This is a genomic window from Streptosporangium subroseum, assembly GCF_900188345.1.
Taxonomy (GTDB): domain Bacteria; phylum Actinomycetota; class Actinomycetes; order Streptosporangiales; family Streptosporangiaceae; genus Streptosporangium; species Streptosporangium subroseum.
Genome location: NZ_FZOD01000040.1, coordinates 20,562 through 44,890, shown reverse-complemented (window position 1 = coordinate 44,890; position 24,329 = coordinate 20,562). Strand labels below are relative to the sequence as shown.

Genomic DNA, 24,329 nt, shown 5'->3' with positions numbered 1-24,329 from the left:
TTTTAGGGATAAATACGCCTCCGGAAGATCGCACAGGAGACTAGCACCGAATAAGGTTTCTGCGCAGTGGAGGATCTGATGATTAGTGTGATTACAGGGGCTAGTGCCGGAATCGGCGAGGCCGCTGCGGTGGAACTCGCCAAGCGCGGGCAACATATTGTTCTGGTCGGCCGGAACCCCGGCAAGCTGGCTCGCGTGACAGATCGGGTGAAAGCGGTTACCGGTACGATTCCGGATACGTTGACCTGCGACTACACCTCTCTGGAAGACGTAAGGAAGCTCGGCGCGGAGCTGCTCTCCCGCTACGAGCGGATCGACAATCTGGTCAACAACGCGGGCGTCATGACCACCGAGCGGAAGCTCACGCGCGACGGCCACGAACTGATGATCCAGGTGAACCACCTCGCCCCCTTCCTGCTGACAAATCTGCTGCTGGAGCGGGTGAAGGGCAGGGTGATCACCACTACGTCCCGGGCGGGCAAGAGCGGGCGCCTGGATCCGGCCGACCTGAACCGGGACCGGCGGCGGTGGAGCGGCTGGCTGCAGTACGGCGACTCCAAGCAGGCCGGAGCGCTGTTCACGGTGGAGCTGGCCCGGCGGCTCGCCGGGACGGGCGTGACCGCCACTTGTTTCCATCCGGGTGTGATCAAGACGGAGTTCGCCCCGGGGACGTTCGTGATGTGGATGGTGATGAACATCCCCGGCATGGGGCAGAGCGTGGACGAGGGTGCGAGCACCATGGTCCACCTCGCCACCCACCCGGACGGCGCCGCCCATCCGGGCCGCTACTTCGCCAAGAAGGCCCCGGCCGCGGTGCCCAAGGGGATGAGGGACCCCGACCTGGCGCGCGCCCTCTGGGACGCCAGCGCCGCGATCGTCGGGTAGGCCCTCTGGGACGCCGGTGCCGCGATGCCGGGTTGCGGGGAAGTCCTCCGGGACCCCTCGGCGCCGCGGCCGTCGCGCAGACCGTGAGGCGCGCTCCGGGACGCCGGTGTCCTCTGGGATGCCGGTGCCGCAGCCGTCAGGTGGGCGACGGGGAAGTTCCCCGGGGTGTCATCGGGCGTTCGCCGGATGTTGGGCGGGGATCGTTACCGTCCGGGGGCTGTGAGTGTCGCAACCCCGCTTCGGGCGGTTTTCCCGCCTGCCGCCGACAGGGACCCGTTTTTCGACAACGCCAAGTTTCTGGCGATCATCCTTGTCGTCTGCGGGCACCTGATCGAGAACCTACGGGACGTGCCGATCGCGCACGCTGCGTACTTCTACGTCTATCTGTTCCACATGCCGCTGTTCATCGTGCTCAGCGGCTATTTGTCGCGAAATTTCACCTTCGGGTCGGGTAAGGCGCGCAAGCTGATCAGCACGCTCGCCGTGCCGTACGTGATCTTCGAGCTGATCTACTCGCTGCCCCGTCTGATCCTGTACGGGAAGCTGGACATCAGCCTGCTCGACCCGTACTTCCTGACCTGGTTCCTGATGTCGCTGTTCCTGTGGCGGCTGTCCACGCCGGTCTGGCAGCAGCTCAGGTGGCCGCTGGCGGTCGCGGTCGGGCTGTCGCTGCTGTCGGGGATGAGCAGGCTGCCCGACGAGCTGTCGATGAACCGCACACTCGGGCTGCTCCCCTTCTACGTGCTCGGGCTCATGCTCCGGCCGGAGCACTTCGAGTGGCTCAAGCAGCGATGGGTCCGGATCGCGGGAGCGGTCGTCCTCGTCATCGGGGCGGTCGCGGCGTTCGCCCTGCACACCCACGTGAAGACCGAGTGGATCCGCTGGAGGAACGCCAACGACGCGATCGGGGTGGACGACCTCACCGGCAGCCTGATCCGGCTGGGCATGCTGGCCGCGGGGGCGCTGCTGGTCGCCGCCTTCCTGGCGGTCACGCCGTCCCGGCGCACCTGGTACTCCGGGCTCGGCATGTCGACGATGTACGCCTACCTGCTCCACGGCCTGGTGGCGAAGACCGTCGAGCGGTTCTACGGCGACTGGGCCGCCACCCTGCCGGGAGTGCTGATCGTGACGCTCTTCGGGGTGGGGCTCGCCGTGGTGCTGTGCACGGAGCCGGTACGGCGAGTGGCCCACTGGGCGGTCGAGCCCAAGATGAGCTGGGCCTTCACCAGGCTGAGACGCCCCGGCTGAGACCGGCCGGACCCGGGGCTCCCGATGGGTCCTGGCGGTCGGATCCGGTGCTCCCGGATGATCCCTGGCGCGTCAGGTCCGAGACTCCAGGGGCTGGGGCCCCTGATGAGGTCGACCGGTCCGGCCTCCCGGATGATCCCTGGCGGTCAGGCCTGGAGCTCCCGGACCGCGCGGTAGGCGGCGGTGATCGCCGCGTCGGCGCTGGGAGCCGGTACGGAGTCGGAGTTCGCGATGGCGATCCGCCCGATCCGCCGCCGCGCCACGGCGGCGGGGAAGGGGCCGTCGGGATAGAAGCCGAGGTTCCACGGGGTGGCGTACTCGGGTGCGCGGCCGTAGCTCCACCGGTTGACCGTGATCGCCTCGATGTCACGCCTCGGGTCGAAGCCCCCCGGGTGGAGCAGTCGGTCGAGCTGGTCGCGGATGCCGTGCTCCAGGTGGCTGTAGGGCGTCGCGAGCAGTCTCCGCCGCCCGAGGATCGAGCCCTCGGCGGGCGACATGCCTACTACGGCCGGCGTGGCGGTCATGTGCACGATGATCGGCTCTTTCGAGTTTTTCGGGCATCCGTAGCTCCCGAGGCTGACCGGGCGGTCGAGCTCGGCCACGCACCAGTAGGCGCCGGTGAACCGCGCGCGGTTGATGCCCAGCTCCTTCCAGGCCCGCCAGTCGCGGATCTGGACCGTCGCGTGGAGCATCGGCACCTTGACCGCCTCGCGCAGGGCCGACTCCTGCTCGGGAGGGAGACGGTCGACCAGATCGGGGATCAGCTTGTTCCAGCACGCCATGATCACGTTTCCGGCCCGGACGGTCCTGACCCTGTCCCCGTCGAAGTAGCCCACCGTGGCGCCGGTGGCCGTGCGGAGGTCGCCCTCGTTGGCGACCGAGACCACCGGGCTGGACAGACGGACACGGACCCTGCCGCCCGGCCGGTCGAGCCTGCCGTGGTCGAACCTCGCGGTGGTGATCTCCTCCATGCCGGTGGCCGTGGCGAAGCCGGGGATCATCCGGCCGAGCATCATCCGGACGAGTGCCTGGTTGCCTCCGGGGAAGTGGTAGATGTCCGGATCGTCCGCCTCCCACCTCTTGATCATGGTTGGCGAGTTGTACCTCGACGGCCTGGAGCGGTCGAGCCCGAGCCCCTGGAAGCCCGGATAGTCGTGGTCGCCGGCGCTGCCCCACGCGTCGATCGCGCCGAAGGCGTCGGAGCCGTAGCCCCAGGTGTCGCTCGGCATGGTCGCGACGTAGCGCAGGACGTCCGGGTGGACCTTGCAGACGTCCTTGAGGAAACCCGCGTAGGTCAGCTTGGCCAGCCGCGCCTGTTTCTCCTCGGCGGACAGCCCGGGGAACCAGTCGGGTGGATTCCCGTAGAGCATGAGCAGGTCCTTCCTGGCCCGCCCGGCGACGGGCAGCTCGGCGATCCACTCGGGGGCCGCCCTGCCCGGCGCGAGGACGACCAGTTTCTCCTTGGGAAAGCTCTCCCGGTCGCAGAAGACGCCGCCGTGCATCCCGAGGCTCGGGTACAGCGCCCGATCGAAATACCTCTCGAACCTCTGGACCCGGACGCCCAGCCTGCCGAGCAGTTCCTTGCCCTCGGCCGTCCACACCGAGGGAGCCTCGATCGACGCCGATCCGCCGTGCCCGATCAGCGGACCTCTCCCGCCCTTCGGGGAGAACTCGTTGCTCTGGGCGTGCCCGCCGACGTCGTCGTGGTTGTCCAGGATCAGGATCCGCGCCCGCGGGTCGCGCTCCAGCCATTTGTACGCCGCGCTGACGCCGCTGATCCCGGCGCCGACCACCACCAGGTCGTAGTGCTCGCCGGTGGGTTCCGGCGTGCCCGCGTACGGCCAGAACCGGTGGTCCCGCAGAGCGTGGGGCACGCCGAGCGCCGCCGGAGTGTCGCCCCGCAGCCCCGTGAGGGTCGATGGACGCGAGGTGCCGGGGTGAATCTTCAGGTCCTCCGCGGTGACGCCGCCGGATCCCGTCGCCGCGTCACCGGCGTGTCCGCTCGCCGAGCCCATCGTCGCGAGCATCGCGGCCGCGGCCACGCCGTCGAGGAAGTCGCGGCGGGAGATGGGCCGGTCCATGCCGAGTTCCACGGCCTTACGGGGATTGATCTCGTGAGGATCGGTCATGGGGCGATCCTCACGATTGGAATGATCGTCGGTGGTCGCCGCGCTGCGTGCGCGGGAACTTTTTACCCACGCAGTTGAAATGTTATTGGCGACATCCCCCACATGATGGTCATGTCTTGATCGTTGAAAATTCAGGCGATTGGCTGAAGGGGGTGATTCGTTTTATAAGCGATTTATGCGCATTATATTGGATGAGGCTTCCAGGGAAATACGGAGGGCATTCATCGAGCCCGTCTCGATGAGATGGCCGGGTCGCCAAGCGCGGTGATCAGGTCCGGCGCGAGTGCGACGGTCCGAGGTGAGTGCGGTGGCGGGCCCGAAGAGAAGCACGGTAACTCGCTTGATGTGAGTGATCCGTACTGGAACGTTCTCATTCGGCCGATCGTTATCGATATGAAGGTTAATCATGATGATTGGCATTGATGGTTAGACGGCGTCATTTTCGTGCCGTAATGGGTGGTGAAGTCGGTCGTATCGGAGTAGCGTCCGCGTCTGCGGGTGTGTTTCACGATGGACGGGGAGTCTCGCGTGGTCGGTAAGCAGGGCAGGGTCACCGGAAAGATCGGTCCCGGCCTGGTCGGGGAGGTGATGGTGGCGGTTCGCGGGGGCGTCGAGGCGTTCTACGCGCATCCCACGGTCCCCGACGAGGAGATCTCCGCGGGTTCGATCGTCGTCATCGTCGAATACTTCCCACCCCGTACGGTCTACGTCGCTCGCGCGCTCGTCTGACCTCCCCTCTCCTCCCCACCCCCTCACCGCGGAGGCCGCGATGCCCACGGAATACTTCGTCATCGGGGGCGTCGTCCTTGCCGCCCTCCTCATCCTCATCCTGCTGTTCAAGGCCGTCTGGCGGGTGGCCGAGCCCAACGAGGCGTTGATCATCTCCGGCCTCGGCGCCCGGGGCAAGACTGAGCTCACCGACAGTCTCGGATTCAAGATCATCACTGGCAAGGGCACCTCCGTGCTCCCCGGGTTCCAGACGGCACGCCGCCTGCGCCTGGACAGCCGCGCGGCCAACCTCCAGGTCTCCTGCGTCACCCAGCAGGGCATCCCGGTGGTGGTGCGAGGCGTGGTGATCTACAAGGTCGGCGACGACCTCCACTCCATCGCCAACGCCGCCCGCCGCTTCCTCGACCAGCAGGACTCGATGAACGGGGCCATCCACGAGCTGTTCACCGGTCACCTGCGCTCGATCATCGGAAACCTGACCGTCGAGGACCTCATCCTCAACCGCGAACGGCTGACCGGCGAGACCCGCGCCTCGGCCGCCGATGAGATGATCAAGCTCGGCCTGATCGTCGACTCGCTGCAGATCCAGGAGATCGACGACGAGACCGGCTACATCACCAACCTCGGCAAGCCGCACGCCGCCAGGATCGCCGCCTCCGCCCGCATCGCCGAGGCCCAGCGCGACCAGGAGGCCACCGAGGCCGAGCAGGTCGCCGCGGCCAACAAGGCCTCCGCCTGGCGTGATTCAAAGATCAAGCAGGCCTCCTACCAGGCCGAGATCGACGAGGCCCAGGCCAGGTCCCGCCAGGCCGGTCCGCTGTCGGAGGCGTCGGCCCGCCAGGAGGTCGTGGTCCAGGAGACCCGCGCGGCCGAGCTTGAGGCGGCGCTGGCCGAACAGAGGCTCCAGGCCCAGGTCCGCAAGCCCGCGGACGCCAAGGCGTACGAGACCGTGACGGCCTCCCGGGCCGAGCGCGACGCCCGCATCGCCCAGGCCGAGGCCGAGGCCCGCGAGACCGAGCTCCGCGCCGCCGCGCAGGCCTCCCAGGTCAAGCAGGCCGCCGCGGCCGAGGCGGAGTCCGTACGGCTGCGCGGTGTGGCGGCCGGTGAGGCCACCAAGGCCACCGGTACGGGCGAGGCCGAGGCGGCCAGGGCCCGCGGCTTCGCGCTGGCGGAGGCCACAGAGGCACAGGGTCTGGCGGAGGCGGCCTCCGCCAGGGCGAAGGGTCTGGCGGAGGCCGCCGCGATCCGGGCCCGGGCGGAGGCCCTGGCGGACAACCAGGAGGCGGTCATCGCCCAGCAGCTCGCCGAGAACTGGCCCCAGATCGTCGAGGCCGGCGCCAAGGCCTTCGGCAACGTCGATCACATGGTCGTTCTCAACGGCGCCCAGGGCATCGAGGAGATGCTGGCCAAGGCCCTCACCCTCGGCGGCACCGGCCTGGGCCTCGCCCGCTCCCTCCTGAACGGCGCCACCCCCGCCCCCCTCGCGAACGGCGTCGAGCCCGAAGCCGCCAAGCGGCCCGCGGACACCACCCCCTGACCCCCGGCCGCCGTACCGGCTTCAGCGCTGACGCATGACACCCGCACTCGCTTGCCTGCCGTACCGTCCCCGAGTCCGGGTACGGCAGGCGTCCAGGATGAGCGCGGTGATCGGTGGGACCCTCGTTCATCGGTCGCGGGTGTAGGTCAGCTCAAAATCGAGGTTCCACGTCACGCCGTCCGCCGACATCTCCCATCGCGCGTCCACGGTGCGGACGTCGGCGCTCAGCGTGGCGGTGAAACGCTGGTTGAACCCGGGCGCCTCCCGTCACATCGTCCACACACCGTCGGCGAGCGAGACCGAACGCGGCGAACACGTAAGCTGCCGGGCCGTTGGAATCGGCTGTTCTCCCGTCAGCCACCGGGGAACCGTCCCGGGCGCGGTAACGCCCGGTGGGTCAGTCCCTGCTGCGGCTGTGACCGCTACCGCTGGGGCCGCTGCCGCCGGAGCCGATACCGCCTCTGAGCCCGCCACCGCCGACGGTGCTGTTGCCGGCGCGCCGCGCACGGCACCTGGCGGGGTTCTTGGCCTTCCGGCAGGGCTTCTGAACGGACGGGAGAGCAGGCGACGCGGAGACGGTCTCGGTGACGGCCGCGACGGAGGGGGCGGACATCATCGTGGGTGCGACCAGGGCGGAGGCCATCATTATCCCGGCCCCCAGGACGTTTCTGATGTTGATCATGACGTACCACTCCATGTCTGATCAGCTGCGCCCCGGGCGACGCCCGGGCCGGCGGAACGCCGGATCGGCATCGAAGACGCCGCCGACACGGCGCGGAACCCTGATCTCACGGTAGGCGGGGAGAGTCCGGTGGTCTTCCGTGGAAATCCAAAGTCTTGAGCCGCTCCGATTACCCTTCGGAAACGGACGGTAACCGAGGGGAGGATGTGAGGCACGCTCGGTTATATCCAGCAGTGGAGATCAGCCTCGACCGGACGCCGACGGACCGGATCGCACCGTCCAGGCAGGTTGTTCACAGGGCTGATGACCTTCTTTGCGCCGGGGATTCCGCCGATCTGCCGGTCCTTTGTCCTTCTCCATGGTTGTGGGCCGGATCACCCTGTCGAGGGAAAGCCTGAGCTGGAGGGCCGGGTCCGCGTTCGAAGGCACGCCCTGACCCTCGGTTCCGTGAGGTCCCGCGCTGATCGGCGGGACTGGGTCACTCCACTCGCCCTCGATCGCCATCTTCGTCGGCAAGATCAGGTACCGATGAAGAACCGCATCAAGGACCTTCGGGCCGAACGCGCCTGGACGCAGGCTGACCTGGCTCTGTGTGCCGGCGTGTCAAGGCAGGCGATCAACGCGATCGAAACAGGGAAGTTCGACCCGAGCCTTCCGGTCGCCTTTCGTCTCGCCAAGCTGTTCAACCTGAGGATCGAAGAGCTCTTCCTCGACGATCAATGAGGTGATCTCGGCGAGTCACCGCTGGAAAGTCGTGCTCGAAACGGGTGGGGACAAGCGCCGCACGGGCGATGTCGCCGATCTCGCCCGACCTCACGATCTGCGGCTGGAGTACTGGAGGGTCGGGAAAAGGTTGATAAATGCGAAATGGGCTCTTCCGGGGGAGGAAGAGCCCACTGGGGGTTAACGACTACAGCGTGCCGTAGTAACCGCTAAGACTGTCGCGGTAGCCGGGCTCCCTGTAGGTTTTCTCGTCGAACTCCGGCGCGTCCTTGATCTCTTCCTTGGTGCGGGCGACATAGATCTTGCGCTCCTGGGGGTCCACCCGGTGCACGGTGCCGGCGGGCAGCACGACCTTCTTGCCGAAAATCCAGAAGCCCGTGTCGACGACGATATAGCTGTCGCCCACCACGTTGTTGTCCTCGTCCACCGAACCGATCTTGCCGTCGGTGGCCTCGACGTCGAACCCGACCAGGTCCAGCTTCTGGTCGTCGCTGTAAGCCTGGGGGCTGTAGTCCCACATGTTCTCGATCATGATCGGACCCTCTTTCCTTAGCGATGGTGGGGCACTCATCGCTCTACCCCGCGTGCTCGCATTAAACAAATAAGAAGGGTGCGCATACGCGGCCCCGGGCGCGGATGTATGGATTTCAACCCTGACCCAAAAATGTCCCCAGAGTATTGACCGATGCTTCGCCATATCGATATGGGTAAAAATGCCGATAAAATGGTTTGCATTAATCTAAACATATCGGCTTGGATAATTTCCAGCGTATATGTACCGGCAGGATCGGTGTCACCGGGATACGCGTCCATGGCGCATGGCGAGTATGTCGCCGACGCTCAGCAAAATCAGAGGAAGGGCCGTCACGGGCGAGGTTCCCGAACCGCCGGGCACCGGAATGAGTCGCCCTCGCACCCTGTGCGGGCACCGGAAAACGAGTCGTCCTCGCGCCCTGTGCCGGACACGGAATGAGTCGCCCTCGCGTCCTGTCCGGATCCGTGGGAACCTCCGCACCACTCCCGCGGACAGGGCGAAACCGGCATGACCGTACGGCTGCCGCTCGAAGGCCGGGTCAACCGGACCGGGGCCTTCGAGCGGCAGCCGTACGGACTCAGATCATGACGTGGTCTTCGGGGTGGCCGCCGAAGGCGAACTGCGCGCCGCGGGTGAGCTTGTGGTCGTCGGGCTGCCAGGTGTGCATCGCGGGGTCGCCGCTGCGCCAGTAGACGAAGTTGAACCGGTCTGCGGAGTAGATCTTGACGCGGTCCTCCTTGAGCCGGCGGACCAGATTGGTGTCCTCGCCACGGGTGATGTCCTCGAAGCCGTAGTGGCGGAACATGTCGGCTTTGCCGAGGAAGGTGCCGCCCTGGACCAGCCAGGCGTAGCGGTGCTCCAGGCCCGGCATGCGAAGCATCGTGGCGTTGGTGCCCTCGAAGTAGGCGTAGTGCGCGCCCTTGCCGACGAGCTCGGCGCCTGCGTAGTCGAAGGAGCGGGCGAGGTCGGACAGGTAGTGCTCGCCGTAGAGGTTGTCGTCGTCCATCTTGGCGATCAGCTCGCCCTCGGCGGCGGCGATGCCCATGTTGAGGCAGGCGCCCAGCGAGAGCGAGGAGTCGGCGGGCAGCACCACGACGTCGGAGATGCCGGCCATGCGGGCCTTGTCGGCGACGACGACGGGATCGATGTCGAGGCCGTGCAGGACCATCACGAGCTGGAGGGGCCGGTGGATCTGGCGGGCCACCGAGGAGATCGCGTGCTCCAGCTGGGAGGCGCGGTTGGTGGGCAGCACCACGGAGATCGACCGGGTCCGGGGCTCGACGGGCTTGCCGAGGACCTGGAGGATCTGGTCCACGCGGTGGGTGAACAGGTGCTTGTCGAAGACCTCGCGCATGGCCAGGTGGCCCTGACGGGCGCGGAGCTCGGGGCTGTTGATCAGGTGCAGGACCTTGTTGTAGGACTCCAGCTCGTCGCGGGCGATCGGGATCAGCGAGCCGAAGGTCTCCTCGATGGCCCGGGACCAGCCCGAGACGATCGAGGTCGAGCAGGCCGACAGCTCGAAGACCCGGCGGGCGCACATGGTCGGGGAGTCGAGGACCGAGTTCACGTTGAGGAAGACCTTGTACATCTTGTACGCGGCCAGCATCTGGTCGTAGGGGAGCTCGCCCACGATGTGCGGGACATACTCGGCGGGCCAGGCGTACTTCTCGTCCACGGTGCCGTTGCGGGCGAAGATGTGCAGGCCGAGCTCGCGGATCGGAGCGAGAACGGTCTCCATCTGCTCGCGGCGCTCGGGGTGCTTGTCCCTGAAGTACATGCCCGCGAAGACCACGTCGTGCAGGCGCCCCTGCTTCTCCTGGATGGGGTTGTGCACCCGGGGCTGGGCCGCGAACTGCAGGACGTCGACCCGGTCGTGTCCCAGCACCTCGCGGTAGCGGGGCACCATGTCGCCGTCGCACGTGAAGACGTGGTCGAACAGCTTGGCCGTGTCGATGAAGAACTCGAAGTTCGGCGGGTCCTCCTTGTTCCAGAAGATCGTGGGGATCCCCTCGGCGCGGCACCAGTCGATCAGGGCGTGCAGCTCCGGCTTGGGGGCGTTGTTCCCGGTCATCTGGTAGCGCCAGCGGCCCTGGTTGCCGTGCCAGGCCGACTCCACGAACAGCAGCTCGGGCCGGTTCTCGGCGAAGATCTCCGGCCAGTCGCGGAGCCCGAACTCGATCTGGTCCCACTCGTACTTGAACGCCATCCGGGAGAAGTCGTCCAGGATGACGGCGACCTTCATGTCGGGACGCGTGATCGGTCCCGCCGGCCACTTCACCTGCGGCACGTCCACGGCCGGGCCCTGGTGGTTCAGCTCCTCGATCACCTCGGACACCGGCCGGGGCGGCTTGGGCCCCTTGCGAGCCCGCATCGCCGAGCGCAGCTTGCCCGGCAGGGCCACGACCCCGGCTCCCTTGGCCCCGGTCAGGACCTCGGCCACCCGGTAGGGACGCTGGATCTTGGTGGACTCCAGCTTCCACTGGGCGTAGTCGGCCCGGGCTTCGGAGATGGCAAGCCGCCGCTCCAGGTCCCGGACGCGCTCCTCGAAGCGCTCGACGACCTTGCGCTCCTCGGGCAGCCAGTTGATCGGCCCGAGACGCTGATACTTCGGCTCTTCAGGGGTCTCTTCACTCATGGGGGCTCGCCTTTATCCGGGGTCGTGCCAGGGTACGGCTTCGGCCGTACCTAATTAGCCTTTTTAAAGGGATTTGGGCGGTACGGCCTGTCCCGCCGGGGAGAGGTTCTCGCCGCGGAGCCAGGACGCGATCACCCGGGCGATCCGGGGCCCGGCCTTGCCGTCCCAGAGCGGGGGCAGGTCGCCGGAGGGCGTCGCCGCGCCGTCGGTCAGGGCCCTGTCGGCGGCGGCGGGCAGCAGCGCCGGGGTGACCAGCCGGTTGGTGCCGTGGGTGATGGTGATCGGCCGCTCGGTGTTGGGCCGGACGGTCAGGCAGGGGACGCCCAGCATGGTCGTCTCCTCCTGCACGCCGCCGGAGTCGGTGACGACCAGGGTCGCGCCCCGCACGAGCGACAGGAAGTCCACGTAGCCCAGCGGGTCGATGATCGACAGGTTCCCGCCGGTCACCAGTCCCGCCTCGGCCAGGCGCTCGCGGCCCCGCGGGTGGATCGGCACCACGATCGGCAGGCGCTCGCTCACCTCCCGTACGGCGTCGACCAGCTCCTTCGCGGAGGCCGGGTCGTCGACGTTGGCGGGACGGTGCAGGGTGGCCACGCCGTACCGCTCCGGAAGCCCGAGCCGCGCGCGGACCGGGGCGGGGTCGAGACGGTCCAGCGCCGAGAACAGGCTGTCGATCATCGGGTTGCCGACGAGATGGACACGCGCCGGATCCACGCCCTCCGCGGCCAGATGCGAGAGCGCGTCCGGCGAGGTGGCGAAGAGGATGTCGGAGAGGGCGTCGGTGACGACCCGGTTGACCTCCTCGGGCATCTCCCGGTCGAAGGAGCGCAGGCCCGCCTCGACGTGCGCGGTCGGGATGTGGAGCTTGGAGCAGACCAGGATCGCGGCCAGCGTCGAGTTCACGTCGCCGTAGACGACGACCAGGGTGGGCGCGTGCTCCAGCACGACATCCTCGAGGCCGATCAGCAGGGCGGCCGTCTGGCGCGCGTGCGAGCCGGATCCGACGCCCAGGTTCGCGATCGGCTCGGGCAGCCCGAGGTCGGCGAAGAACACGTCCGACATGAGCACGTCGTAGTGCTGACCGGTGTGGACGATCCCCTGTCTCACTCCCAGTTCGGCGAGAGCGCGCACAACGGGAGCGGCCTTCACGAAGTTGGGCCGCGCGCCGAGCACGTGCAGGACGAGGGGATTTTCAGGGCTCGCGGTCGTACCCGGAGGACCAAAGTCCCTCATTGACCTCGCCTTTCATACGGCAGTGGGGCAAACGTTGCCTATGGTACGGTCACGGCGTGGTATCCGATGCCAACAGGCCAGACTCCCCCGCGGTTACAGCGAAATCGGTTCCAGCTTCAGCGGAGTCCGTTCCAGATTCACCGAAGTCGGTTCCAGCTCTATCAGAGTCCGTTCCGGCTCCGGCGACGTCCGTTCCGGATTCATCTGAACCCGTTCCGGATTCGGTGAAGCTCGTTCCAGATTCACAGGAGCCCGCTCTGGTCTCAGAGAAGCCCGTTCCGGCTCCCCCCGAGCCCGTTCCGGCAGAACCCGTTCCGGCTTCCTCCGAGCCCGTTCCGGTTTCAGTGACGTCCGTTCCAGATTCACAGGAGCCCGCTCCGGTCTCGACGGACACCACTCCGTTCGAGGCCGTTCCGGCAGAGCCCGCTCCGGTTTCGGCGGAGCCCGTTCCGTCCGAGCCCGCGCCCGCTTCGGCGAAGCCCGTCTCCGCGAGGTCGGCCCGCGCCGGTCTGCGCGGGCTCATCAGGGGGTTCGCCAAGCATCCGGTGATCGTTTCCCGGGTGGTGGTGACGAAGGTCAAGTCGGATCCGCTGCGGGTGGCGCAGGCGGCCGCGGAGACGCTTCCGCCGAAGATGCGTCCCGTCGTGGGCAGGTTCGCCTGGCCCGTCGCGCGCCGGGCCAAGGTCGTCGTCCGCAAGCTCGGGATGCGTCTCGTGCGAGGACCGTGGGACGAGGCGAAGGCGCACTTCGACGCCGGCCGGATGACCGAGGCCGCCGCGGTGCTCCAGGGGCACACCCGCTACCCCTTCATCAAGCGCCGGGCCCAGTACTACGCCGGTGAGCTGGCCTCCATCCAGCCGAACCCGATCCCGCCCAAGGCCAAGGTGATCGTGGGCGAGCGGATCCAGGGACGGGTCCTGCACTGCGTCACCAACGCCCTGCCGTACACGCAGGCCGGATACACCGTGCGCACGCACCGGATCGTCACCGCGCAGAGGGCCGCCGGGCTGGATCCGCACGTCGTGACCAGCTGGGGCTGGCCGATGATGCAGGGCCACGCCGACGCCACGCCGTACGAGGAGATCGACGGGACCCCCTACCACCGGCTGATCCCGAGCGGCGAGGTGCCGTTCGAGAGCCAGGGCCGGATGATCCGGGGCGCCGGTGAGGTGACCGAGCTGGTCAGGACGCTCCGGCCGCAGGTGCTGCACGCCGCGACCGACCACCGCAACGGTTCGGTGGCGCTCGCCGTGCGGGACCGTACGGGCACGCCGATGGTCTACGAGGTCCGGGGCTTCCTGGAGGAGACCTGGGCGTCCCGCGACCCCAAGCGCATCGGCAGCCAGCGGCACGTGCTCCAGCGGGACCGCGAGGCGTTCATCATGCGCTCCGCCGACGCCGTGGTCACCCTCGCGGAGACCATGGCCACCGAGATCGTCGAGCGGGGTGTGCCGAGGGAGAAGATCTTCCTGGCGCCCAACGCGGTGGACGACTCGCTGCTGGTCGCCGAGTACGACGGGGCGGCGTTCCGCGCCTCCTACGGCATCGAGCCCGGCGAGATCGTCATGGGCTCCGTGTCGAGCATCGTGGCCTACGAGGGCTTCGCGACCATGATCAGCGCCGCTGCGCTCCTGCGGGACCAGGGCGCGCCGGTCAAGGTGCTGCTCGTCGGTGACGGCGTGGAGCGGGCGGCGCTGCTGGAGCAGGTCGAGGAGCTGGGGCTGGGGGACATCGCGATCCTGCCCGGCAGGGTCGGTCCCGAGGAGGCGCTGCAGGCGCAGTCGGCCATCGACATCTTCGTCTGCCCTCGCGAGGACCTGCGTGTTTGCCGACTTGTTACACCATTGAAACCGGTCGAGGCGATGGCTCTCGGCAAACCGGTCGTGCTGAGCGATCTGCCGGCGCTGTCGGAGCTCGTGGGCACCGACGGAGCCGGGCTTCTGGTGCCCGCAGGCGACCCTGAGGCGCTCGCCAAGGCGATCGCGGGGCTGCGTGACGATCCGGAGCGGCGGGCCGTGATGGGTGAGGCTGGACGGGCTGAGGTGGCGTCCAAGCGTACGTGGAGCCGCATTGCCGAAACTTACCGTGACATCTACCAATCCATTGCCGGTTGATGGTCTTGTGTTGACGATGAGAAGACCAGCCGTTTGCGATGCGTTCAATCGCATTAGGCGTGGCTCGTTCGGACTTGAGATAGCCTTTGCGACCATGAAGTGTTGTTTCCGGCATTCCAGGGTCTCCCAGTGACTGCCTACGACCTGGCTGTCATAGGTCTGGGCTACGTCGGCATGCCCCTGGCCAAGGAGGCCACGGCGGCGGGGCTGCGGGTCGTCGGCTTTGAGGTTGATCCCCAGAAGGTGGACGCCCTCAACGCCGGTCATTCGTACATCGACGACCTGACCGACGCCGACCTCGAACACATGCTCGTCAGCGGTTTCAGGGCCACGCTGGATGAGTCCGTGCTGGCAGACAGCCGGACCATCATCATCTGCGTGCCGACTCCGCTGGACGAGGACCATCGTCCCGACCTGTCGGCGGTGGAAGGTGCGACCGGCACCGTCGCCCGCAATCTGAGCGCGGGGTCCCTGGTGGTTCTGGAGTCCACGACGTGGCCCGGCACCACCGACGAGATCGCCCGCCCGATCCTGGAGGCCAACGGCCTCGTCGCGGGCGTCGACTTCCACCTCGCCTTCTCGCCCGAGCGCATCGATCCGGGTAACCCGAAGTACGGCCTGCGCAACACCCCCAAGGTCGTCGGCGGCTACACGCCCGCCTGCAAGGACCGCGCGGTCGGCTTCTACTCCCAGTTCATCGAGCAGGTCGTGCCGGTCAGCGGCACCCGCGAGGCCGAGATGGCCAAGCTCCTGGAGAACACCTACCGGCACGTCAACATCGCCCTCGTCAACGAGATGGCGATCTTCTGTGACGAGCTCGGTGTCGACCTCTGGGAGTCCATCGAGGCCGCGGCCACCAAGCCGTTCGGCTTCCAGAAGTTTCTGCCGGGGCCGGGTGTCGGGGGACACTGCATCCCCGTCGACCCGTCCTACCTGTCCTACAGGGTGCGCAAGCTGGGCTACCCGTTCCGGTTCGTGGAGCTGGCCCAGGAGATCAACGAGCGGATGCCCTCCTACGTGGTCGCTCGCGTGCAGCGGCTGCTCAACCGGCAGAAGAAGGCCGTGAACGGCTCCAAGGTGGCGCTGCTCGGCGTCACCTACAAGCCGGACATCGCCGACGAGCGCGAGACGCCGGCCGTGCCGGTCGCCCGCGTGCTCCTGGAGCTCGGCGCGGAGCTCGTCTTCGTTGATCCATATGTAAAGGAATGGCACGTGGACGGCACCTCGGTGCCACGTGAAGAAGATCTTGCCAGGGCGGTCGCAGACGCGGATGTGACGCTGCTGCTTCAGCAGCACGCAGCCTTCGATCTGTCGATCGTCGAGGACCACGGCAGACTCGTGCTCGACACCCGAGGCGTGCTCGCCGAGGGTGAACGCGTCGAGCGGCTCTAGCGACGAAGGGCTGCGCGCAGTGCACGTGCTCGTCATGACGGTGGTGCATCACCCCGAGGACGCCCGGATCCTGCACCGGCAGATCCGCGCGCTCGTGGATGCCGGTCATGAGGTCACGTATGCCGCGCCCTTCAGCGCGCGGGGCGTCATGGCCCGATCCTGGGTGAACGGCGTCGACCTCCCCCGGGCGGCCGAACGCAAGCGATTGACGGCCGTTCGCGCGGCCCGCAAGGTGTTCAAGCGCATGCGCAGGCAGGTTGACCTGGTGGTCATCCACGACCCCGAGCTGTTGCTCGCGGTCGTGGGGATGCGCAGGCGGCCCCCGGTGGTCTGGGACGTGCACGAGGACACCCCGGCGACCCTGTCGCTGAAGCCCTGGCTGCCCTCCTTCCTGCGTCCCCCGGTGCGATTCCTGGCCCGGATGCTCGAAGGGACGGCCGAGCGGCACCTGCACCTGCTCCTGGCCGAGACCGCCTACGCCGGACGGTTCCGCCAGGCCCACCTGGTGGTGCCGAACGAGACCTGGGTGCCCGACGAGGTGGTCGCGCCGGGTGACGACCGCGTCGTCTACCTCGGCTGGTTGTCGGAGGCCCGCGGAGTGCGCGAGGCCGTCGAGGTGGGCAGGCTGCTCCAGCCGTACCGGGTGGCGGTCGAGCTGATCGGCTACGCCGACCCCCAGTCGCGGCCGATACTGAACGAGGCGGTGGCCGAGGGCGTGCTGGAGTGGCGCGACTTCATGCCGAACGACGAGGCGCTCAAGCGACTCGACGGCGCGCTGGCCGGGCTCTCCCTGCTGCACGACGAGCCCAACTACCGGCACTCCATGCCCACGAAGATCGTGGAGTACATGGCCCACGGCATTCCCGTGATCACCACCCCCTCACCCCGCGCGGTCGAGCTCGTCGAGCGCTACGACAGCGGGATGGTCGTGCCCTGGCAGGACCCCAAGGCCGTGGCCCAGGCCGTGCTCTGGCTGCGGGACGACGTCCGGGAGCGGCATGCCCGGGGCGCGCGAGGGTATGCGGCGGCCCGTGCGAACCATCACTGGCCCAACTCCGCCCGACGTTTCGTCGCGCAGCTTGAGGCGTGGGCAGGCGTCAAGAGCTGAGCTCCGGTATGGCGAAGCAGCTTATGTCCGCCTGATCGCAAGAACGGTAGTGTCCTGATCGTGCGCTGGCTCATCGCTTTCCTGGGCGTCGTGATCATCGCCGTGGTGGCAGCGGTCGTGCTGGTCATCCCCATCGACGAGATCGCTCCGACGAGCGAGAGCTCGCCGATCGCGTCCTCCCCCGCTCCCTCGCCCACCTCCTTCTCCTCCACCCCGACTCCGAACACGGACGAGTTCACCGACGCGTGTGGAACGTTCGATACGGATACGCCCTCGCCGTACGCGTTGAGCGGCTACTGGCTCATCCCGACCGTCGACCACTGCACCTGGCGGCGGCAGTTCGACGCGATCCACAAGGTGGGCGGCGACACCGTCATCCGGATCGGGTGGGGCCTGCAGGCCCGCCGGGTCGACGACGACGGCCGGATCCTGGACATGGACGGGGAGAATCCCGACCCCCGCTACGAGCCGTGCGAGGAGGACGGGCTGCCGTGCGAGGCGGCGGCGGAGAGAGACCTCAAGGCGGCCAACCCAGGCAATCGAGTGACCTGGACGTTCGTCTACCGGACCGACGAGGCCTTCGGACCGGATCTGTTCCGCTGTCCCGAGTTCGAGAAGAAGATCACGGTCGGGAAGACCGTCTTCTACCGGATCGTCGCGCCCGACGACGGCACCGACGACCCGAGCTGCACGAACATCAGGAGCGAGGGGCGTGGCTACCACGTGATCCTGATCGCGGGCGCGGAACAGGACAGCCTCACCGAGCTGCTGGATCTCGGCGACCAGTTCGGCATCAAGGTCTACCCCGCGCTGCCGCTGGCCCCGCGTGATCCGGCGCAGAAGACCCGGGCGGCCGAGCAGGGTACGGCCACGCTGACCACGCTCACCCGGCGGATCATGCAGGACTACGGCGCCCGCTTCCAGAACCGGGCCTCACTGGCCGGCTTCTACCAGCCGTTCGAGCTGCAGATGCGCGACATGCAGTACATCGGGGACGACTCGGAAGCGGCGAAGAAGGACAACCCGACGCTCAAGGTCTACGCCTCGCAGCACGAGATCGTGGAGCAGGAGATGCCCGGCAGGCCGATTTTGGTCAGCCCCTACCTCGACGCGCGCAAGCGGCTTCCGTTCAGCGCCACTCCCCAGCAGGTCGCCAAGGGCTTCGAGGCCCTGGCCAGAACCGGGGTCGGGATCATCGCGCCGCAGGACAGCCGGGGCACCGGCAAGGTGGGGCTCTTCTGGCCGGACCAGCGCGAGGAGAAGGTGGACGAGCGGTTGCGCTCGGTCGTGGGGGAGGCGTCCAACGGCACCGCGTACTACGGTTCGACCCGCGACTACTACCGGGCGATGGCCGAGGCGCGGACGAAGATGGTCGCGCAGGGCTACGACGTGCAGCTCTGGGCCAACGTGGAGGCCTTCGAGCCGTCCGACGAGGATTTCTGCGAGGAGAGGACCGGCAGCAGGGGACGGACCGACAAGGAGCGGCTCGACACGGCCATAGCCCAGGTCGGACGATATGTCTCCAAGGTCGTCTCCTACATGTGGAGCGACTTCTTCACCTGCGGCTCCCCCTCCCTCTCCGAGGAGATCGCCCGCGACTACGACCGGCCCATCGCGGTCGACGCGGTCCGCAAGGGCCGTGACATCCAGGACGGCATGGAGATCCGGGGATACAACATGCCCATGGGCTCCAAGGTGACGCTCACCTGGGACGGCCAGGCCAGTCCGAGGGTCGTCGAGGTGGCAGGGGTGAACCTGACGGAGTCGCCGCCCGACCTGCCCATCAGGATGGAGACGGCGTGGATCCCCCTCGACTGGTCGCAGGTGCCCGCCGGTGCGTGGATCAAGGTCTCGGTCGCCGCGGCCGATGGGCGGGCCGCCGCCGAGACGTTACACGTCCGCATTAACGCCTGATCGGTGTAACGTGCCTGGCATGGTTCCGCGCGTTCCCGTCAGCGTGGATCTGGTCGTCCTCACGGTGCGGTGCCAGGCGCTGAGCGCCCTCGTCTGGCAACGGAACAAATCGCCCTACGAGGGACGCTGGGCCCTGTCAGGCGGCTTCATCCACCTTGACGAGGACCTGCCCGCCGCCGCGGCGCGAGTCCTCGCCGAACGATCGGGTCTGCCCGGTGCCGCCGTCCATCTGGAACAGCTCCAGACCTACGGCTACCCCGACCGCGACCCGCGCCAGCGCGTCCTGAGCGTCGCCTACCTCGGCCTCGCCCCCGACCTGCCGGCCTCCACCGAGGCGCACATGAGCTGGCAGCCGGTCTCGTCCCTCCGGGAGATGGCCTTCGACCACCGGCGCATCGTGCTCGACGGGATCGAGCGCGCCCGCGCCAAGCTCGAATACACCCCGCTGGGCGCGGCCTTCTGCCCCCCGGAGTTCACCGTCGCCGACCTGCGCCGGGTTTACGAGATCGTCTGGGGCCGCTCCCTGGACCCGCGCAACTTCCACCGCAAGGTCACCAAGGCAGAGGGCTTCCTGGTGCCCACCGGCGGCATCACCGCCCGCGACGGCGGCCGCCCCGCCAAGCTCTACCGCCGAGGCCCGGCCGCGATCCTCCACCCCCCGATGCTCCGCTCGCTCAAGGACTGACCGCCTCTCCGGCGCCCGGTCGGCTACCGGACCGAGATCGATCAGAGGCCGTCGATCTCCGTCAGGTCGATGTCGACGTCGAACGGGATGCTGATCTTGAGGCGGTCGTGGTGGATTCCCATGAACGCGTAGGCCTTGGTCGCCGGATCCAGTTCGTAGACGTAGACGGTCGGTCGACCGTGCTTCTCCTCGATCCGCCAGAAGTGGACGATGCCCGCCTCCGCGTAGAGCACGGGCTTGCGCTTCCGGTCGCGGATCTCGGACTCGGCGGAGACCACCTCGACGGCCAGGAGCACATCGGCCGGCTGGTAGGTGGTCTGGTTCGGATCCAGATCACCGTCGGCCCGGATCACCACAAGGTCGGGCTCGGGACGTTGACGTTTTCCAAGCGTCACCGTCATCTGTCTGCGAACCCGCAGATCCGCCGGAACGGTGCGATGTAGTTCGCTCTGCATGAGAGACAGGGTGAGTGAGTGGAAGCGGGTCTGGGGGCTCACGAAGACGAGAGCGCCATCAATCAGTTGGGTGTGAGAGGGGATCCCCCGCAGCCGGTCAAGGTCTTCGGCCGTGTAACCCTCCGTGGGGGGAATCACCCAGCCGGGCAACGGCTCGAAATCAACGGCCTCGGCCTCGCCCGTCTCCGTGCTGGCATCCTGGCCTCGGTCGGCGGTGCCCTCGGCCACCCCATAGGTGTGATCGGCCGCGCCCTGGGCGAGCGCCGCCTGAATTTTTTCCAGGTAGAGCTTCTCCGCCATCCGCGTCACCCCGGCATGCTGGGCTAGCCAGGTGCGCTGCTCGGAGGTGGGGCGGAGTTTGACCCGATAGCCCTGCAAGGAGCGTGCCCACTGCCACGCCATCTCGGACACTCGCTCCCCTTTCCTTCGACTCGAACCCATGGGCGATGGTAGTCGAACGGTCACAGAGCGTCTACGAAAATGGCAGGACCCGACAAGATGACAGAGAGGACAGGAGGAAGGCTGAACAAACAGCAAGCAGTTCGGAACTCCATCCGCCCGGTCCTAAAGTAAGAGCATGCCTCGTTTCCGCGCGATTCTGGACACGGTGCCCGCCTACAAGGCGGGCAAGACCGCGATGTCCGCCGACGGTCGGTCCTACAAGCTGTCTTCGAACGAATCCCCCTACGGACCGTTGCCCTCCGTGGTCGAGGCGGTTTCGAGGGCCGCATCCGAGATGCACCTCTATCCCGACCCGGCGTCGACGGCGCTGACCAACGCGATCGCCGAGAGGCACGGCGTGCCGCCCGAGCACGTCGCGGCCGGAGCCGGTTCGGTGACGCTGCTCCAGCAGCTCTTCGAGACCGTCGGCGAGCCGGGTGCCGAGGTGATCTACGCCTGGCAGTCGTTCGAGGCGTACCCGCTCATGGCCGACCTGTCCGGGGCGACCTCGGTCCGGGTCCCGCTGCTGGGTGAGACGCACCACCTGGAGGCCATGGCCGACGCGATCACCCCGCAGACGCGCATGATCCTCGTCTGCAACCCGAACAACCCCACCGGCACGGTCGTCCACGCGGCCGAGCTGGAGGCCTTCCTGGACCGGGTCCCCGAGGACGTGCTCGTCGTGCTCGACGAGGCCTACCGGGAGTACGTCAGGGACGCCGGCGTCACCGACGGGCTCACCGTCTACGGCGACCGGCCGAACGTGGCCGTGCTGCGGACGTTCTCCAAGGCGTACGGCCTGGCCGGGCTCCGGGTGGGCTATCTGATCGGCAACGAGCCGGTGGCGTCCGCCGTTCGCAAGACGACGGTGCCCTTCGCGGTCAACCACCTGGCCCAGACCGCCGCGATCGCCTCCCTGGCGGCCGAGGACGAGCTGCTGGAGCGGGTGGACATCGTGGTCAAGGAGCGCGAGCGGGTCCGCGAGGCCCTGATCTCCCAGGACTGGACGGTGCCCATCACGGAGGCCAACTTCGTCTGGCTCCGCCTGGGCGACCGCACGATGGACTTCGCCGGGAGCTGCGCGCTCGAAGGTGTCGCGGTGCGCGCCTTCGCGGGGGAGGGCGTCCGGATCTCCATCGGCACTCCCGAGGCCAACGACACCCTCCTGGCCGCCACGGAGGCCTTCAGACACGCCTGAGCCGCTCGATCCGCCGGGGGAGCCACGGGCCTTCGAAGGAGACGCGTCGCGTGGCCTCCACGATGTCCGAACGCTCAGGCCACGGCCATCGGGGTGACCGGTGCGGGGGAGCCGCCTCCCTCGCGCCGGCGAATCAAGGCTCTACGCGGGCGTGGGTTCCGGCTCCGGTACGACCTCGGCCTTCCTGCGCCGCTCGGTGGACACCACCAGGGCCACGCCGAGGACGATCACCACGCCCGCCGCGACCATCGAGGTCGTGACCGGCTCGCTCAGGATGAGCGCGCCGAGGACGACCGCCACGACCGGGTTGACGTAGGCGTAGGTGGACACCAGAGAGATCGGGGCGTTGCCGAGCAGCCAGACGTAGGCGGTGAAACCGACCAGGGAGCCCATCAGGACCAGGTAGACCAGGGCGATCCAGGACCGTCCCGAGACGGCGGTGAGGTCGAGGTGCTCGCCCACGGCCAGGGCGGTCAGCACCAGCCCGGCGCCGCCCGCGGCCATCTCGATCGCGCTCGCGGCGAAGGGGTCGGCGGGCATCGGGATCCGGGCGGACAGGAACGAGCCGAGCGACCACGACAGCGACGCCAGCAGGATGACCGCGATGCCCGTGCCGTCCGCCGCGCTGCCCCCGCCCGTCAGCGACAGCACCGCCACCCCGCCGAACCCGATGAGCACCCCGGCGAGGGTCATGATCTGGGGCCTGTCCCTGGTGACGATCCTGAAGATCACCAGCCAGAGCGGCACCGAGGCGACCAGCAGCGCCGCCAGCCCGCTGGAGATGTGCTGCTCGGCCACCGCGACCATGCCGTTGCCGCCGGTCAGCAGCAACAACCCGACCAGCGCCGCTCCGCCGAGCTCTCTGCGGTTCATCCGGAAGGCCTGCCGCCCGCGGAACAGGAACACGACCGCCCCGAGGATCAGCGAGGCCGTCACGAAGCGCATGGCCCCGCCGAGCAGCGGAGGGAGCGTCTCGACGACGATCTTGATCGCCAGATATGTGGAGCCCCACACCACATATACGATCGCGAGCGCTCCCCACACGAGAAGCGTTTTGCGGCTGTCAGTAGTGTCACGACCCATAGCGCATGACAATAGACCCAAAGTGCGACAATTCGCTCGCGGGTTTCGGACCGTGGGATCTCGCGTGAGATCGGTGTTCCGGACTGTGAGACTCCACCCGGGGACAGCGCCTAAGACTGTGAGACTCCACCCGGGGTCAGCGCTTCGGACTGTGAGGCCCCTGCTCGGGGTCGGTGTTTCGAACTCTGAGACTCCGCGCGGGATCGGCCGTGAGCCGAGAGGTTCCTCCGGGTGGGTACGGCGGAACCTCTCAGCTCAGGACGGGCGACCATTCGGGTCTCAGCGGGTGCCGAGCTTCTCCACGATCAGACGGTAGAGCTGGCGAGGACGTCCCGGCTGGGGGGTGCGGTTCGGCGGAAGCGGCCACGCGAGTCCCTCGTCGACCAACGTGCGCAGCAGCCGCCGTGCCGTACGAGGGGTGACGCCGAGCATCTTGCCCGCGCCCTCCGCGTCCACGACCGTGTCTCCACCCTCCAGCTTGGCCGCCAGCCTGGCCAGCACCTCCACGCCCTTCGGCTTCAGCGGGCCCGTGTTCTGCGGGGGCATCCTGGGTGCGGGGATCAGCGCCCGGCCTTCGCGGTCCACCGCGAAGCCCTGAGCCTGTTTGCCCGCCTGGGTGCGCGCCAGTGCGGCACGGGCGTGGGACTCGGCGTCGTGGGTCGTACGGCCCATGCCGACGCCCACCTCGACCGCCAGGCCGAGCTCGTCTCGCACCCGCGCGGCGAACGGCAGCACCCGGAAGCCCTCGGTGGCCGCGGCCACCGAGCCGCGGGTCGCGGTGACCATGTAACTGTGGTCGTCGACCGCGGTCACCGACGCGTTGATCCGGTTGGCCTCCTGCACCAGCAGCCGGTGCAGGGACAGCCGGAGCTCGTCGCGCCAGTAGCGCGGCGCGGCCCGGCGGATCGGCTCGCGGAGCGTGGGCACCTCGACCAGGACCACCGTGAGCTGGGACTCCTCCAGTCGATGGTGCGCACCGAGCAGCGCGGCCGTGTGCAGTGCCGTACGGACCGCGGCGGAGGTCGGGCGGATCCTGATCACCGGGATGCCGGCCGTCTGAAGACGGTCGGCGACCGCGGGCAGGCAGGTGAGCGCCCCGCTGGTGCCGCCCTGGCGGGCGAGGCGTTCGTGGAAGGCCGCGATCGTGCCGGTGGCGCCCGGCTCGTCACGGCTGTGCACATCCCCGAAGGGAAGGCTCAGGTCGCCGTAGGCCTCCTCGACGTCGGCCCGGCTCAGGACATCGATGCTGACCCTGCGCGGGTCTATCCGTTCGTCCAGCGCTGCCCTGGCCAGTGCGGCGATCAGTGCGGCGCCGCCGAGCTGGACATACGTCGCGGGCATCGTCAGCACCCCCGATCGCCGGGCCAGATCGTAGGGGACCGGGCTGGCGAACAGGCATGCGTCCACCCCGGCCCCCAGTCGGGTGACCTTGTCGGCGGCTTCTTGTTCGTCCCGGTAGGCCGCCGCCACCAGGCGGCAGGGCAGTGGGGCTGCCGCGTGCCCCATCAACATCACCCGCTCGACGAGGTCATGGGGGCCCACCACACCGATAGTGAGGTCCGGTGTCATGGCACCCGGGCGTGACACTCGTGGCGCTTCTTCG

The 24,329-nt window shown here is 68.2% G+C and carries 19 protein-coding genes; 11 read left to right on the top strand and 8 right to left on the bottom strand.

Features of this window, described 5'->3' with window-relative positions; translation table 11 throughout:
* The first annotated feature begins 78 nt into the window (after window positions 1–78).
* Both CHC08_RS30965 and CHC08_RS30960 read left to right on the top strand, forming a co-directional pair.
* Window positions 79–885 (top strand): SDR family NAD(P)-dependent oxidoreductase, encoded by an 807-nt coding sequence (locus CHC08_RS30965; RefSeq protein WP_089210959.1) that lies wholly within the window; start codon window positions 79–81, stop codon window positions 883–885.
* Between the two features lie 219 nt (window positions 886–1,104).
* Complete coding sequence (locus tag CHC08_RS30960) at window positions 1,105–2,133, top strand: acyltransferase family protein (RefSeq protein ID WP_089210917.1); 1,029 nt, start codon at window positions 1,105–1,107, stop codon at window positions 2,131–2,133.
* A gap of 146 nt (window positions 2,134–2,279) precedes the next feature.
* Here the strand turns inward: CHC08_RS30960 and CHC08_RS30955 are convergent, their stop codons facing one another.
* Window positions 2,280–4,262 (bottom strand): NAD(P)-binding protein, encoded by a 1,983-nt coding sequence (locus CHC08_RS30955; protein ID WP_245878665.1) that lies wholly within the window; start codon window positions 4,260–4,262, stop codon window positions 2,280–2,282.
* Between the two features lie 528 nt (window positions 4,263–4,790).
* Here CHC08_RS30955 and CHC08_RS30950 point away from each other — a divergent pair.
* Together CHC08_RS30950 and CHC08_RS30945 are read left to right on the top strand one after the other, a co-directional pair.
* On the top strand, window positions 4,791–4,991 hold the full coding sequence (locus CHC08_RS30950; protein ID WP_089210916.1) for a hypothetical protein: 201 nt from the start codon (window positions 4,791–4,793) through the stop codon (window positions 4,989–4,991).
* Between the two features lie 40 nt (window positions 4,992–5,031).
* Entirely contained in the window at window positions 5,032–6,528 is a 1,497-nt protein-coding gene (locus CHC08_RS30945) for an SPFH domain-containing protein (protein WP_089210915.1), read from the top strand.
* Between the two features lie 397 nt (window positions 6,529–6,925).
* Here the strand turns inward: CHC08_RS30945 and CHC08_RS30940 are convergent, their stop codons facing one another.
* On the bottom strand, window positions 6,926–7,210 hold the full coding sequence (locus CHC08_RS30940; RefSeq protein WP_143653403.1) for a hypothetical protein: 285 nt from the start codon (window positions 7,208–7,210) through the stop codon (window positions 6,926–6,928).
* A 528-nt stretch (window positions 7,211–7,738) separates the two neighbouring features.
* On the opposite strand from CHC08_RS30940, the gene CHC08_RS30935 reads away from it, so the two are divergent.
* Complete coding sequence (locus CHC08_RS30935) at window positions 7,739–7,933, top strand: helix-turn-helix transcriptional regulator (RefSeq protein WP_089210913.1); 195 nt, start codon at window positions 7,739–7,741, stop codon at window positions 7,931–7,933.
* A gap of 187 nt (window positions 7,934–8,120) precedes the next feature.
* Here the strand turns inward: CHC08_RS30935 and CHC08_RS30930 are convergent, their stop codons facing one another.
* From CHC08_RS30930 to wecB, 3 genes are all read right to left on the bottom strand, one after another.
* Window positions 8,121–8,465 carry a PRC-barrel domain-containing protein gene (locus tag CHC08_RS30930; RefSeq protein WP_089210912.1) on the bottom strand — a complete coding sequence of 115 codons (345 nt, stop codon included), beginning with the start codon at window positions 8,463–8,465 and terminating at the stop codon, window positions 8,121–8,123.
* Window positions 8,466–9,045: 580 nt separating this feature from the next.
* On the bottom strand, window positions 9,046–11,103 hold the full coding sequence (locus CHC08_RS30925; RefSeq protein WP_089210911.1) for a glycosyltransferase family protein: 2,058 nt from the start codon (window positions 11,101–11,103) through the stop codon (window positions 9,046–9,048).
* 63 nt (window positions 11,104–11,166) lie between these two features.
* A complete protein-coding gene (wecB, locus tag CHC08_RS30920; RefSeq protein WP_179282308.1) occupies window positions 11,167–12,336 on the bottom strand; it encodes a non-hydrolyzing UDP-N-acetylglucosamine 2-epimerase in 1,170 nt (389 codons plus the stop codon).
* Window positions 12,337–12,896: 560 nt separating this feature from the next.
* Here wecB and CHC08_RS30915 point away from each other — a divergent pair.
* The 5 genes from CHC08_RS30915 (at window position 12,897) to CHC08_RS30895 (ending at window position 19,549) form a co-directional block, all read left to right on the top strand.
* Window positions 12,897–14,450, top strand: a complete 1,554-nt coding sequence (locus CHC08_RS30915) for a glycosyltransferase family 4 protein (protein WP_245878664.1) — start codon at window positions 12,897–12,899, stop codon at window positions 14,448–14,450.
* Window positions 14,451–14,579: 129 nt separating this feature from the next.
* Window positions 14,580–15,842 carry a nucleotide sugar dehydrogenase gene (locus CHC08_RS30910; RefSeq protein ID WP_089210909.1) on the top strand — a complete coding sequence of 421 codons (1,263 nt, stop codon included), beginning with the start codon at window positions 14,580–14,582 and terminating at the stop codon, window positions 15,840–15,842.
* A 19-nt stretch (window positions 15,843–15,861) separates the two neighbouring features.
* A complete protein-coding gene (locus CHC08_RS30905) occupies window positions 15,862–16,950 on the top strand; it encodes a glycosyltransferase (protein WP_179282307.1) in 1,089 nt (362 codons plus the stop codon).
* Between the two features lie 60 nt (window positions 16,951–17,010).
* Window positions 17,011–18,864 carry a DUF4434 domain-containing protein gene (locus CHC08_RS30900; protein WP_089210908.1) on the top strand — a complete coding sequence of 618 codons (1,854 nt, stop codon included), beginning with the start codon at window positions 17,011–17,013 and terminating at the stop codon, window positions 18,862–18,864.
* A 19-nt stretch (window positions 18,865–18,883) separates the two neighbouring features.
* Window positions 18,884–19,549, top strand: coding sequence for an NUDIX hydrolase (locus CHC08_RS30895; protein ID WP_089210907.1), 666 nt, complete (start codon window positions 18,884–18,886; stop codon window positions 19,547–19,549).
* 41 nt (window positions 19,550–19,590) lie between these two features.
* Here CHC08_RS30895 and CHC08_RS30890 read toward each other — a convergent pair whose 3' ends face one another.
* Window positions 19,591–20,406, bottom strand: a complete 816-nt coding sequence (locus CHC08_RS30890; protein ID WP_245878669.1) for a Uma2 family endonuclease — start codon at window positions 20,404–20,406, stop codon at window positions 19,591–19,593.
* 175 nt (window positions 20,407–20,581) lie between these two features.
* Between CHC08_RS30890 and hisC the strand changes: the two genes are divergently transcribed.
* Window positions 20,582–21,643 (top strand): histidinol-phosphate transaminase, encoded by a 1,062-nt coding sequence (hisC, locus tag CHC08_RS30885; RefSeq protein WP_179282305.1) that lies wholly within the window; start codon window positions 20,582–20,584, stop codon window positions 21,641–21,643.
* A 141-nt stretch (window positions 21,644–21,784) separates the two neighbouring features.
* On the opposite strand, the gene CHC08_RS30880 is transcribed toward hisC, so the two are convergent.
* A complete protein-coding gene (locus CHC08_RS30880; RefSeq protein ID WP_089210906.1) occupies window positions 21,785–22,726 on the bottom strand; it encodes an EamA family transporter in 942 nt (313 codons plus the stop codon).
* Window positions 22,727–23,005: 279 nt separating this feature from the next.
* Window positions 23,006–24,295, bottom strand: coding sequence for a GTP cyclohydrolase IIa (locus CHC08_RS30875; RefSeq protein ID WP_089210905.1), 1,290 nt, complete (start codon window positions 24,293–24,295; stop codon window positions 23,006–23,008).
* Window positions 24,296–24,329 lie beyond the last annotated feature (34 nt).